This window comes from Acidicapsa ligni, from assembly GCF_025685655.1.
Classification (GTDB): domain Bacteria; phylum Acidobacteriota; class Terriglobia; order Terriglobales; family Acidobacteriaceae; genus Acidicapsa; species Acidicapsa ligni.
Genome location: NZ_JAGSYG010000005.1, coordinates 175,503 through 188,927 on the forward strand (window position 1 = coordinate 175,503; position 13,425 = coordinate 188,927).

Below are 13,425 nucleotides of genomic sequence, written 5' to 3' on the forward strand. Positions count from 1 at the left end.
GCTTCCATAAACGCAACAATAGACACCGAAATATCCACGAGGTATGAGATGAGCGCACCGAAGAAACTGAAGCTTTTTACACCGGTCCAGTTCGGACCCATGCTATTGAAACACAGGGTCGTGATGGCCCCCCTCACACGTTCTCGATCCATCCAGCCCAACTCTGTGCCAGGAGACCTGATGGCAAAGTACTATGGCCAACGCGCCTCTGATGGCGGCTTCATCATCGGAGAGGCTACCAATATTTCGATTACAAGCCGAGGTTGGCTGGGGGCACCGGGACTCTACTCCGACCAGCAGGTCGAAGGCTGGAAGAAGATCGTTGATGCGGTTCATGCCAAGGGTGGACACATCTTCGCGCAGCTTTGGCATACGGGCCGGTCATCCCATGTTTCATTGACCGGAGGCGAGGCCCCAGTTTCAGCGTCCGTCGATCCGTCCTATTGGGAGAGTTCTACGCACCTCACCTCCACTACGGATGGATGGGTTCAACCATCGCCACATCGTGCTCTGTTGACATCGGAGATCGCAGGCATTGTAGAGGACTATCGCAAGGCCGCCGAGCGCGCCAAGGCAGCGGGATTTGACGGTGTTGAGTTGCACGCGGCAAATGGCTATCTCATCGACCAGTTCCTTCAGGACGGCAGCAATAAGCGGACCGATGAGTATGGCGGCTCTATCCAGAACCGGTCCAGTTTGCTGCTCGAAGTTGTGGGTGCGATGGTATCGGTTTGGGGTGGCGACCGCGTTGCTGTACGCATTGGGCCGAACGGATCCTGGAACGGTATGTCGGACAGCAATCCAGAGGCTCTGTTCACCTATGTCGCCGAACAACTGAATCAGTTCGGGCTTGCCTATCTCCACATCATCGAGCCGCGCGTGAAAGGAAATGTCGTTATTCACGAGGGCCAGGCACCTGTGGCCGCCGAGAGCCTGCGCAAGGTATTCAAAGGCAAGATCATCGCGGCGGGTGGCTTCGAGCCGGACACGGCTGAGTCGGTTGTGGAGAAGGGGGATGCCGACGCGGTAGCTTTTGGGCGTCACTTCGTCTCGAATCCCGATCTGCCCCGGCGTATTCAGGAGGGACTCGAGCTGACTGATTACGATCGCGACACCTTCTACACCTTCGACGAGCTCGGCTATACAGACTATCCCAGCTATGAAGAGGTCACTGCCTGATTTTCTTGACGATGTTGCTGCGACCGGATGTCCTCCGGTCGCGGCCTAACTTCCCAATAATCGACTAAGGAGAAGCGATGGACCCGAAGGTTAATGTAGTACTCGTACACGGTGCATGGGCAGGCGGATCATGCTGGAGCAAAGTGATCTCGTTGCTGGAAGCTAAGGGCTATCACGTTTCGGCCGCGGCAGATACCATTGACCTCTCTCGCAGACGATATCGCGGTCACTAGACGTCTTCTGGCGAAGCAGGATGGTCCTACAGTATTGGTGGGCCACTCCTATGGAGGAGCGGTGATCTCCGGCGCGGCGAAAGACGTACCTGACGTCAAGGCGCTTGTGTACATTGCTGCGTTCGGCGTGGACGAGGGTGAGAGCCTCGACAGCCTGAGCAAGCAGGGACCAGCTCCAGCCGGCGCCACACAGGTGCGTCCCGATGACAGCGGTTTCCTGTGGATCAATAGAAGCGGGTTCCATCAGGCGTTTGCCGCTGACGCCGACAGGACGGAGGCTGCAGTCATGGCTGCGGTTCAAAAGCCGCTGAGTCTGGTCAGCTTCACCGACAAGGCTGGAGCTCCCGCGTGGAAGGAGATCCCTTCCTGGTATTTGAGATCTGCGGACGACCAGATGATTCCACCACCTGCGCAGGAGTTCATGGCGAAGCGCATGGGGGCGACACTAAGTTCGATTCCGGCCAGCCATGCGTCGATCGTCTCTCACCCAGGAGAAGTAGCAGAGATCATCATCAGCGCTGCTCAGACTCTCGCAAAGTAAATCTCAAACCGGGTTCGGGCATGGTGGCGAAAATGGTAAATAGCTACAAGGCTGTAGAAATCTCCTCTCCGGGCGTATTCACACTTGTGGAGCGTCCCATGCCCAATCCAGCTAAGGGACAGGTTCGCATTCGTGTCGAAGCGTGCGGAGTGTGCCACTCGGATGCGGCGACGGTGTCAGGTCAGTTTCCTGGACTTACGTTTCCGCGGGTGCCCGGTCATGAAGTGATCGGACGAGTTGACGAGATCGGGGTTGGCGTCACCAACTGCGAGATCGGGCAACGAGTGGGTATCGGCTTCTTTGGAGGGCAGGATGGAACCTGCGAGCCATGTCGTCGGGGAGACTTCGTCAACTGTCTGCATCCGATCATTCCTGGCATCACAACAGATGGCGGTTACGCCGAGATCATGATCGCCGAGGCGCGAGCGCTGGTCTTTGTTCCTGATGAACTCAGTGCTGTAGAAGCAGCTCCACTCGTCTGTGCGGGAGTCACCACCTTCAATGCTCTACGGAATGCGGATTTGCGTGCCGGAGATACGGTCGCTGTGATGGGAATAGGCGGGCTCGGTCACCTTGGCATCCAGTTTGCCCGTCGTATGGGATTTCATGTGGTTGCTTTGGCGCGCGGTGCCGACAAAGAGCCGTTGGCAAAGAAGTTGGGCGCGCATATCTATATCGACACAGGAATCGAGGATGGAGCTGCGGCCTTGCTCAAGCTGGGCGGAGCGGACGCCATTCTCGCGACCGCTCCCAGTGGCAGCGCTATGGGGTCACTCATCGGTGGCCTATCTGTCCGTGGAAAGCTCATTGTGGTCGGAGTAGCCGGAGATCCGATCCCCGTCGGTACTCTGCCGCTTGTCTTCGGTGGGCGCTCGATTCACGGCAGTCTCGTAGGCACGGCGATCGACAATCAAGACACACTGGACTTCAGCGTGCTGCAAAACATTCGAGCGATGATCGAGACGGTTCCGCTCCAACAGGCACCGGAAGCGTACGCTCGCATGATGGAAGGAAAGGCACGCTTTCGGATTGTACTTGCGATAGCGTGACGGCAAAAGTTGGTTGATCAGGACGTCAGGATTATTCTCCTCAGACTACCTGTTCGGATTGTTCCACGGGCGGCCCTTCGAACGGGAGTGCGGTTGTCCGAGCATCTCTGATCGAAAGTTCCATGGAATGTTGCTTTGCGTCAAGGATTGGGAAAACTTTCTTGATCTTTCCCTGAGTATGTTCATTTCGCCATCGATGAGGAGTAATGCCGACTATCGATCCGAAGGTCCGGCTAAAGGCAGCGTGGTCGCAAAAGCCGCTCTGGAGCGCGACATCGGTCAGGGTATCTTTCGTGAGCAGCAGGAGGGACTTTGCTCTTTCAATCCTTTGCTGAATCAGGTAGCGATGAACCGACGTGCCGAATGTCTTTTTAAACGAGCGCGCGAAGTGGCTCGTTGACAAGCCGCACTCCCCAGCGAGGCAGGTCAGCTTTAGGTTGCCATCCAGACGTTCACGGAGTATCTCCTTAACGCGGCGCTTCTGCCACGGCGCAAGTCCTCCCTGCCAAAGCCTGCGTTCTGCCTTGACCGTGCTGTAGGTGTGGACGACGTGTGCGCAGAACATCAGAACGAAGTGATCCCAGAACAACTGGCAAAACTGGGAGGGATTGCCAACAGAAGGCAGCACCATCTGGGTAAGGTGATGCAGGACTAGGTCTTCAGTACCTTGTGAGCACCGGAGGGAATCAACCCTGGTAAGTTCTCTGCCTTCCGTATACGCATTGAGAGTGGTACGGGGTAGGTGGTAATGGATGGAGTCGAAGGGACTGTTTCGAAGTGCAATTGGATCTGCTTCCAGATCGTATATTCCGATGCCACCGGCAGGCCAGAAATCGACTCGCCGGAATTTTCCGTCCACCCATGTCCCCCAACCTTTGCACTCTGGCTGAAAAAGATGAAGAGCGATGGTGAAGGCTTTTTCGGGCGTCACCTTTTCACTGGGGCGTTTAAGCCCTGTTTTCAGAGTGATGCGGGTAAGCGCAATCTGCGATCGGGTGTCCGGATTCATCAGCGAATACGGGGCTTCTTTCAGATCGAACCGCTTTGCCAGTTCGTTGCCGTAGGTTATTGGAAGTTGCATCCCTGTCGCCCTCCAGATCTTTGCGGAGCCCGGTTCACAGTTGTCTGCTGCGCATGCAGATCACTGCGACAAAACTACCTTTGCCCTGATCCGGATGGAAGGCTCGATATCAGTGATCTGAAATAGCCCTATCTGGCCACTGCCGGATAGCCAGCATCCGCACAGGTTTTGCAAGAGATTGGAATTGCCGACAGTCACGATTACATCTCGATGTAGCCACGCCGGATGGCGATGACAACGGCGTCAGTCCGATCACTTGCGCCGAGCTTGGACAGGATGCTCTTGATATGGTTCTTCACGGTGTGCTCCGAGATATTCAGGTCGGCGGCTATGATTTTGTTCGCTTTCCCCTTGGATACACCGCGAAGCACATCCAGCTCTCTCGGTGAGACTGCATCGTCAGCCGCATGTTCAGCGATCTGCAGGGCTATATCGGGGGGAATACGCCGTCGACCAGCATGCACAAGCCGGACGGTATCGATTAGCTCTGTCCGGAGCAGGTTCTTCAGCAGATAGCCAACGGCGCCGGCCTGGAAGGCGCGAACCGCCTGAATGTCTCCTGCTGAGGTGGTCAGGATGACAAGTCGAGCGTTAGGGAAGTCTCTGCGGATCGCCACGATGGCTTCTATTCCGCCTAGGTTGGGCATCCTGATGTCCATGAGGGTTACATCCGGACGATGAGCGCGGAAGGCTGAGATCGCTTCATGACCATCGCCTGCTTCGCCGACAATCTTCATATCGGCCTGGGCGTTTATCTCACCAACGATTCCGGATCGCATCAAGGGATGATCGTCGACCACAAGCACCCGAATCATCTGCGTATCAGCCATAGAGCCTCTCTAACTGTTCTTTTGTATCCATCTCGACCACCAGCCGGGTCTCGTTGTCTCTCTCGATAGCGCGTAGGCAACGCCGGACGGGACCGTAATCTCGATCTCGGTCCCATTGCCTCTCTTGCTCCAGATACCAAACTTCGCGCCGATCCGCTGAGCCCGTTCGCTCATTCCAGGGAGGCCAAGGTGGCCCGGCCTCCTGCCGTCGCGAATAACTTGTTCATCGATCCCCTGACCGTTGTCTCGAATGTGAAGCTGCAGAACATCCTTCTCGTACACAACTTCGACCTCAACAGCTGTAGCTTTTGCATGTCGAAAGGCATTGTAGATGGCCTCTTTCCCGATCCGGAACAACTCCGTTGCGCACCCAGGATGCAATTGGCGTGCCTGGCCCACGACAACGACCTTGAACTCCGGCTTGCTGGGACTCGCGAACTCGTCAACCGCACGGGCGAATGCCTCCGGCAGATCCGACTCTGCGGTCTCATCAGCACGCAGATCGAGGACAAGTTCCCGTCCTTCGAGCATCACGCGGTCTGACAGCTCTAATGCTTCAATGAAGATCTGTCGAGCGGGTTCATTCGGCGGAAGCTGGGCTGTCCCAGTGTTGAACCGGAGGAACAGCCCCTGAATGCCCTGGAAGAAAGTATCGTGGAGGTCCCGAGCGATTCGTTCGCGCTCCGCCAGACGCGTGAACAGTGTGCTCCGAACCTGTGCTGTGAGCTGCTTAACGCGGAGGAGATAGAGCGCAGTCACGACCAGAAGGAATATTGCGATGCAGATGAGTTTGAACCATAAGCTCTGCAGGAACGTGGGTGGCAGTGTGAACTCGCAGCGGGCGTTCGACGTGCTCCAGACACCGTCGTTATTGCTCGCTGTGACGAGAAATGTATAGCGGCCGGGCGGCAACCGTGTATAGAACGCCTGACGTCTTGTCCCCACATCTTGCCAGTCCTTGTCAAAACCTTCGAGCTTATAACGAAATCGCACCTTCCCGGGAATAAGCAAGCTCGTCGCTGTGTAGTTGATCTGGAGATTCTCAGCTCCTCCGGGAAAACTGAGCGAAGCGGGATTCTCGTAAACTTGTTGATCGACGATCACTGACGTGACGAAGGTATTGGGCGGTACGGTGTTCTTCTCAATATGGTCAGGATCGATCCAAACCACTCCCGCGCGTGCCAGAAAATAGATACGGCCATCGGCTGTCTGAGCCACAGTGGAGGATTGCGTTCGCATGATCGGCGTTCCTGGATAGCCATCCAGTTGATTGAAAAGTCTGATTTTGGCGCGATGGTTCTCTGAAGCGAGTGCGGTGCGCAAGTCCGCGGCGTCGATCTTTGCTATTCCGTCCGCATAATTGAGCCAGATATCTCCGTTTCGTGTTTCGACGACCCCTGTAACTCCATACAAGCGAGTACCTGCATCGGAAAAGATCTGCTGAAACCTACCCTTAGAGAAATAATCAAGACCCTCTGTGCCGCCGAGCCAAACATGATCTCCGTGCTCCGTCATCGCCGTGACCGCGCCAACATCGAGACCGCTATCTCGGTCGTAGCGGTGTGTTGTATCTCCAGCGACGATGGCAAGCCGATCCTGCGCGAACCCCATCCAGATTTGACCCATACTGTCGGTCATCATGCTCACTGCGGCTTGATTCGGGTGGCCGCTGATGTCTCGAACCGGAATCCAGTTCCCGTGATCATTTCGATAAATGCCGTTCGACCCTCGGGTGGTTATGGAGAGCCAGAGAGCGCCAGATTCATCCATAGTCATCGACTGTACGCCCAAATTGCCTGAAGAATATTCCTGGGGTGGAGGAATCGCAGTGAACTTGTTTCCGGTGAAGCTCCAGAGCTTGCCGTCCCCATTAACCCACACTGTTCCTTCACGATCACGAAACATTGCATGGATCGCTTTGAACGGGGTGCGTATCGACTCGGAGCCATGTTTGCCGATGCGAAGAAGTGCTGACTTCGCAATGAATCCAGAACCCACCAGAATGCCGTCTCCCTCATTTACGGCAGAAAGTCGCATCATGTCAGGCGGTGAATATGTCGTCGAGAAGATGGATATTCTGAACTGATCGAGTCCTCTGGGGGTGATGGCCCAGACGCTTCCTTCTCGATCCTGCATGAGTTCGTAGACGTAGTCATCCGATAGTCCGTCTACTTCGCGGAATCTATGGGCTGCGGCGGTCTGTAGCGGCGGTATCGCACGAGCAATTGGTCCGCTTAGGCTCCATATGCCGTCATGGGCCCCGAACCAGAGAGCGCCGTCCGACGTGTGGGTAAGAGTTGCGATATTCTCTCGGATCACGAGTGGCCCTTCAGTCCAACCGTCTCGATCAGAACGGCGCAGCTGAATAAGGCCCACACCGTCGATGGCAGCCCACCCCCTACCGTCACTCGCGAAGTCCACTTTGCCTGTACGTATGTCAGTGGCTCGAAACTGCTTAGACCCTCTCACTAGAACGTAGTAATGCTTGCCGTCATCGACCCATAGCGTTCCTTCAGGATCAATACGCAAGTGGAGCGCTCGCTCGAACAGGAAGCCCCAACTCTGGTCCACTCGTCCCCACCGGGTGCCATCGAAGCGCGTCAATCCGATCGAACTCGCTCCCCAAACATTGCCGTTCTGATCCTGCACCAGGGAGTAGATGGGTTGAGCAAAATCCTGTTCCGGGGGATAGTTCGCAATAGCACCGGCCTTGATAAAGCTCGTTCCCCCAAATCGGAAGGCGATCCACAAGCCGCCATCTGACGTCGGTGCCAAGGCGGTGATCGCTCCATCATTAAGTAAGCTCTGTCCAGGAGGAGGGTGATACTTTACAAATTCCACACCGTCGAATCGATATAGCCCCGTCTCCGAAGCCAACCAAAGGAAACCATCGGAAGTCTGTGTGACGTGAGCGAGCCCGGCTGGTACGCCCTCTCGAAGTGTCCATGACGTATGGTACTGATCGCCGAATGAAGTGCTTCTGGCTGCATCGTCTTGTGCTACGGCATGTCCGTTGAGAAGACACGGAACCGCCATAGCGACGGCAAGCGTCATCGTCTGCCAGCTACTGACTAAGCGGGAGCTGATCATGGGTCCGGCCAATCTCAAAACGCGAATGCAAAGATTTTACGCTGCTCACGAGCTACTCACCCCCCTCGAAAGGGCTAACCAACGTCATCTCTTACGAGCTTTTCCATCACCGCGAATTGGCGGTAGAGTTTGTAGGTGCAAAGACTTTTTTCAATCTTCCCCGCCGGCGCGGCTGGTCTTGCACTGCTGTGCCTTCGAGTTGGGGCCTCCATCATGCTCCTGCTGGTTGTTATGGCAAGCAGCACCAATAGCTCTTCATGGATACCTGTCGCCTGTTCAGTGGTGGCGTTCTGCCTTTGTCTGGGCGCACTCACCCCTTTCACATGTGCTCTGGGCTGTGTGATAGAGCTGTCCTGCTTCTCCGGTCTCTCGTGGATCGCGATTGCACATCAATCATTTCTCATTCTCGCGACAGCTTCAGTCGCGGTTCTGGGACCTGGTGCCTATTCCCTCGATGCTCGATTATTTGGACGGCGCGTTATCAGGCGGTGAAACTGTTTTTGATGAATTGGAAGACGTTCCAGAGATGAAAAGAGGCTACCGCATAGCTTCGAAGAGACCCGTCTCCTGTCCTCGTTGCGCGCTATTCCATGGCGGCGCTGTCTGAAGCTAAGGTAGCGTACTGGCGCAACCGCGTGGCATCTTTTGAACTCCCGATTTGCAAATTCCTGGGAATAACCAGCGCATGCGATTGCCGCCTGAGACCAAAGGTTGTGGATTGAAACTCCGTCGCTTCGAGGTGGGACTCGACATAGCAAACGGCTGGAATTCACTGCCATGATTGATATAGGACTAAAAGTGTCGTATTTTAGAGGAGTCTCGATTTCTTGCAATCCAGTGAAGGACCCTCACGGCAGTCTTTTTGGCGAAGCGCCGCGAGGGTCCGGAGATCGACAACCCGCAGGCTGACGACTCCCTAAGGATACAGGCGTTCGTCGGCCTCCTATCAAGAAAGGTATTTCATGGCCGGCCGACCTTCGCTCAGATTGAATCTCTTCCACAGTTCTCTCCTGTTTCTGCTCCTTCTTCTGCCGGTGGCAACCTGGGCACAAAACGCGCAGATCACCGGAACCGTCATCGATCCATCCAAGGCGGTTATTGCGAATGCCTCGATCGAGATCGTCGACACTGCGACCCAGTTGAAGTGGGATACAAAATCGAACGAAGATGGACGCTATACAGCACCGCCTCTCCCGGCCGGCACCTTCCGGATCACTGTGCAGGTGCCGAACTTCGAGACGCAAGTCCTCGAAAATGTGAAGCTGAATGTGGCGGGCAAGGTCTCGCTGGACTTTGTGCTACATCCCGGCGCGATTAGCCAATCGGTAACAGTCGATGGCAGTGGGATCAACATCAACACGACCGACGCCAGCGTGAGCACGGTCGTGGACCGTCAGTTCGTCGAAAACCTTCCCTTGAATGGGCGTAGTTTTCAGTCTCTGATGACGCTCGCGCCGGGAGTCTCCATCGTCCCGTCGCAGGGAGTTGGCCAGAGCGGCGAACTTAGCGTGAATGGGCAACGCACCGAGGCCAATTACTTCACGGTCGATGGAGTGAGCGCCAATACCGGCGCGAGCGTCTCTCCCTCGGGCTTTACCGGTGCTGGATTCACGGGAGCAACCCCGGGTGAAACTGCGTTGGGCACGACGCAAAGCCTGGTTTCGATCGATGCGCTGCAGGAGTTCCGCGCTATCACTTCGACCTATTCCGCGGAGTATGGGCGAACGGCTGGAGGACAGTTTGCCCTCTACACCCGTTCGGGAACCAACCAGTACCATGGCACGCTATTCGACTATCTCCGCAACGATGCGCTCGATGCCAACAGTTGGTTCAACGGATACACAAATACGCCACCCATTGCGAAGCAAGCTCTGCGACAAAATGACTTCGGCGGCACAATCGGTGGCTTTCTCGATATCCCTCATCTTTACAACGGAAGAGATAAGACTTTTTTTTTCTTCTCTTATGAGGGATTGCGTCTAATCAACCCAACTCCGTCGCAGTTGTATGAAGTGCCCAGTACCGCGCTGCGGCAAGCCGCGCCGGCAGCACTAAAGCCATTCCTCGCTGCATTTCCTGTATCCAGCGAGCCAGACAACGGCAATGGTCTGTCCTACTACAACGCCGGCTACAGCGCACCGAGTTCGCTCGACACCAGCAGCATCCGCATCGATCACAGCTTTGGGGACAACTTCAAGATCTTCGGCCGCTACAGCGACTCCCCGTCTGACAGTACTGCACGTCAATCGAGCGACCTGGCGCAGGTCAACGCGACGATCCGGAATGTGAAGACCGTCACTTTGGGAGCGACAAATGTCTTCGGGCCAAAGATGAACAATGAACTTCGATTCAATGTGACAGGGAACGACTATAAGTCCGCTCGCACCCTGGACAACTTCGGTGGAGCGACACCTCTCAATGAAGGCGGAGTTCCCGGTCTCCAGTCCGGAAGCTGGCTCACGTTCTTCCTCTTTTACGATCTCTATCCGTATTACCTGTTAGAGCCGCAGTCGAATCGCCAGAGACAGGTCAACTTCGTCGATACTTTCACTCAGACGCTCGGTCGACACACTTTGAAGTACGGCGTGGACTACAGACGGCTGGTGTCTTCCGAAGAGCTCCCGTCACAGTGGGAGGTCGGGTTCTACTACGATGAGGCATCGGTTCTCTCCAACCAGGCCGGCGGCATCAATTTCTACAATCAGACGATCAACATGAAGGCGGTTTACCCGAACACTTCGCTCTTTGTGCAGGACGAGTGGAAGGTGAATGATCGGCTAAGCCTGTCCTATGGCCTGCGATGGGAACTGAACCCTGCGCCTCATGATGCAAATGGCAATACGCCTTATACCGTCAACCAGATTACCGACCTGTCGACAGTTACACTCGCCCCGAAGGGAACGCCGCTTTGGCAGACGGTCCACACCAACTTCGCGCCTCGCCTGGGCGTAGCCTATCAGGTTCATCACGCTCCGGGAGCCGATACTATTCTGCGCGCTGGCGCGGGCCTCTACTACGACACCGGCACCGAGCTTGCCGCGGACGGATACTATGGCGTCGGCACGACAGGTTTCAAATCATTCAACGGCGATGCCTTTCCGCTCACGACACAACAGATCGCAACTGTCCCAACGCCAAGCGCGGCTCCTCCCTACAACGTTGCAGTCTGGGGGTTCGATCCACATCTGAAAACTCCTTACACGGTGCAGTGGAACGTAGCTGTAGAACAACAACTCGGCGAACAGCAGACACTGAACATCAACTATGTGGCCTCGGCGTCGCGACGTCTGCTGACACAGAACTTCTATAGCCCTGACCTGCTCGGCAATCCGAACTTCGTCTCCGGCAATGGGCTTTACCTTACGACGAATCGCGCTAGCTCGGACTACGAGTCACTTCAGGCTCGTTTTCAAAGGACCTTGGCCCACGGTTTTCAGGCGCTACTTTCCTACACATGGTCGCACTCACTGGATAACTCCAGCAGCAACTTCACCATTTACGAACTTGAACGCGGACCGTCGGATTTCGACATCCGCAACAACTTCCAGGCGGCTCTCTCTTATGAGATCCCAGGCCACTATCAGAACGCTTGGACTTCCTACGTACTGGGACACTGGGCCCTCGATGCTCGCATCTCGGCGCGCTCGGCCTTGCCTGTCGATATCATCTCCAGTACGACTATCGACAGCGACTCCGGCACCGGATTGAACTTCCATCCGGATCGCGTCACTGACCAACCGCTGTATATTCGCAACCCGCAGATCGCAACCGGACGACAGATCAACCCCACGGCTTTCGTCGAGAAGGACGATGCCAACGGCAATGTGATCGAGGGCAATGCAGGAAGGAATTCAGCACGGGGCTATGACGCGGTACAAGCCGACATGACCTTACGACGTGACTTCCCCTTTACGGAACGGGTCGGACTACAGTTTCGAGCCGAGGCCTATAACCTCTTCAACCATCCCAGTTTCGGCTCCATCTACACCTCGCTTGCCAACGGATCGCTCTTTGGGCAGGCTTACACCACGGAAGACACTCAACTTGGCGGTCTGAGCAGCATCTATCAGGTCGGCGGGGCTCGTTCCATGCAGGTTTCGCTAAAACTGCACTTCTAACGAGAAAGAAAGCTGGCACACCACGAATGGGATTTCTCGATAGACCGCAGCGGCTATGGTGGCGAATAGCGATGTTCCAGATTCATCTCTGGGTGGGCATCGCCTTGTGCCTCTACATACTGGTCATCGGAGTCACAGGTTCGATCCTCGTCTTCGAGAGCGAACTCGAACATGCAGCCTACCCGGGTTTATGGCGCGCATCAGAGCCATTGGCGGGGCAACCTGCGGTCGATCTCCCAGAGGTCGTCGAGACCGTGATGAAGACGTATCCAGGACAACAGATCACTGCGGCCTATCTGCCTGACCGGGAAGGCAACAACTTCGAGGTCTTTGTCCATAAGGGCGAGAGGTTCCGATATGTGTTCATCGATGCGAATACCGGGCGGATCGCCGGGGATATCAATCCGGATCGGTCCTGGTTGATCTGGATCATCGATCTGCACTTTCGGCTGCTGGGGGGCAGGGTTGGCGAGATTCTGAATGGAATCGGCGCGGCCTTCCTTTTGCTTTTATGCGCTACTGGGGTCGTCATCTGGTGGGCCGGTCTCAAACACTGGACTCGCGGGCTCAAGGTTGACCTCAGCAGAAGCTGGAGACGGATCAACTTCGATCTCCATGGCGCCGTGGGATTCTGGACGTTGTTGATTCTTTCGATGTGGGCTTTCACGGGCGTTTACTTTGTCTGGCCGAAACCCATCGAGTCCTTCGTGAACCGGTTCTCTTCCGTGGCCTCTGCGAATCCGCCGAAGTTCATCGTTCCCCCAAGAGGCAATCAGCCCTGGGCGGATCTGCACGGGATGATTCTAAGCGCCCAACAGTCCTCACCCAACGCTAAGTTCGCCGGCGCATTCTTCCCAGGTAGTGACAAAAGCGCGTTGACTCTTTTGATGGCGCGCGCCGAAACACGCAATTTCACTCAGATGGATTACGTCTATTTCGATCCAGCCGCGGGGAGGCAGCTGGCTCTTTGGCATCGAGGGATCAACGATACCTGGGGTGGAAGATTTGTCTTCTGGCTGAGCCCGTTACATTTCGGATATGACTGGGGGCTTGCGATCAAAATCCTTTGGGCTGCTCTCGGCTGCGCGCTGCCTCTTCTATCGATCAGCGGAGTGCTCATGTATTGGAACAGATCTCTCGGCAAGAGGTGGACGCGCCTCAAAGCCCAGACGTCTCGGACGGAAAATAAGGTTGTACTGGACTGACTGTTACTGAAGCTTTGTTGACTTGGCTCTCAGCGCCTGTTGGGAGATTCGTAAGAAGGCATCTCTACGCTGACATGCTTTCTGGGAAGCATCCTCTCT

Annotated in this window: 8 protein-coding genes; 5 read left to right on the forward strand and 3 right to left on the reverse strand. The window is 55.7% G+C overall.

Annotated elements, in window-relative coordinates; translation table 11 throughout:
- The first annotated feature begins 48 nt into the window (after positions 1–48).
- The 3 genes from OHL19_RS17620 (at position 49) to OHL19_RS17630 (ending at position 3,002) form a co-directional block, all read left to right on the forward strand.
- Complete coding sequence (locus tag OHL19_RS17620; RefSeq protein ID WP_263359107.1) at positions 49–1,179, forward strand: alkene reductase; 1,131 nt, start codon at positions 49–51, stop codon at positions 1,177–1,179.
- Between the two features lie 198 nt (positions 1,180–1,377).
- Complete coding sequence (locus OHL19_RS17625) at positions 1,378–1,953, forward strand: alpha/beta hydrolase (protein ID WP_263359108.1); 576 nt, start codon at positions 1,378–1,380, stop codon at positions 1,951–1,953.
- 98 nt (positions 1,954–2,051) lie between these two features.
- A complete protein-coding gene (locus OHL19_RS17630; RefSeq protein WP_263359109.1) occupies positions 2,052–3,002 on the forward strand; it encodes an alcohol dehydrogenase catalytic domain-containing protein in 951 nt (316 codons plus the stop codon).
- A gap of 40 nt (positions 3,003–3,042) precedes the next feature.
- On the opposite strand, the gene OHL19_RS17635 is transcribed toward OHL19_RS17630, so the two are convergent.
- From OHL19_RS17635 to OHL19_RS17645, 3 genes are all read right to left on the reverse strand, one after another.
- A complete protein-coding gene (locus OHL19_RS17635; protein ID WP_263359110.1) occupies positions 3,043–4,083 on the reverse strand; it encodes a helix-turn-helix domain-containing protein in 1,041 nt (346 codons plus the stop codon).
- Between the two features lie 200 nt (positions 4,084–4,283).
- Entirely contained in the window at positions 4,284–4,913 is a 630-nt protein-coding gene (locus OHL19_RS17640) for a response regulator (RefSeq protein ID WP_263359112.1), read from the reverse strand.
- Positions 4,914–4,922: 9 nt separating this feature from the next.
- Entirely contained in the window at positions 4,923–8,003 is a 3,081-nt protein-coding gene (locus OHL19_RS17645) for a sensor histidine kinase (RefSeq protein ID WP_263359113.1), read from the reverse strand.
- A gap of 962 nt (positions 8,004–8,965) precedes the next feature.
- Between OHL19_RS17645 and OHL19_RS17650 the strand changes: the two genes are divergently transcribed.
- Together OHL19_RS17650 and OHL19_RS17655 are read left to right on the forward strand one after the other, a co-directional pair.
- On the forward strand, positions 8,966–12,121 hold the full coding sequence (locus OHL19_RS17650) for a TonB-dependent receptor (protein WP_263359114.1): 3,156 nt from the start codon (positions 8,966–8,968) through the stop codon (positions 12,119–12,121).
- A 71-nt stretch (positions 12,122–12,192) separates the two neighbouring features.
- Entirely contained in the window at positions 12,193–13,326 is a 1,134-nt protein-coding gene (locus OHL19_RS17655; protein ID WP_263359115.1) for a PepSY-associated TM helix domain-containing protein, read from the forward strand.
- The last annotated feature ends 99 nt before the right edge of the window (positions 13,327–13,425 follow it).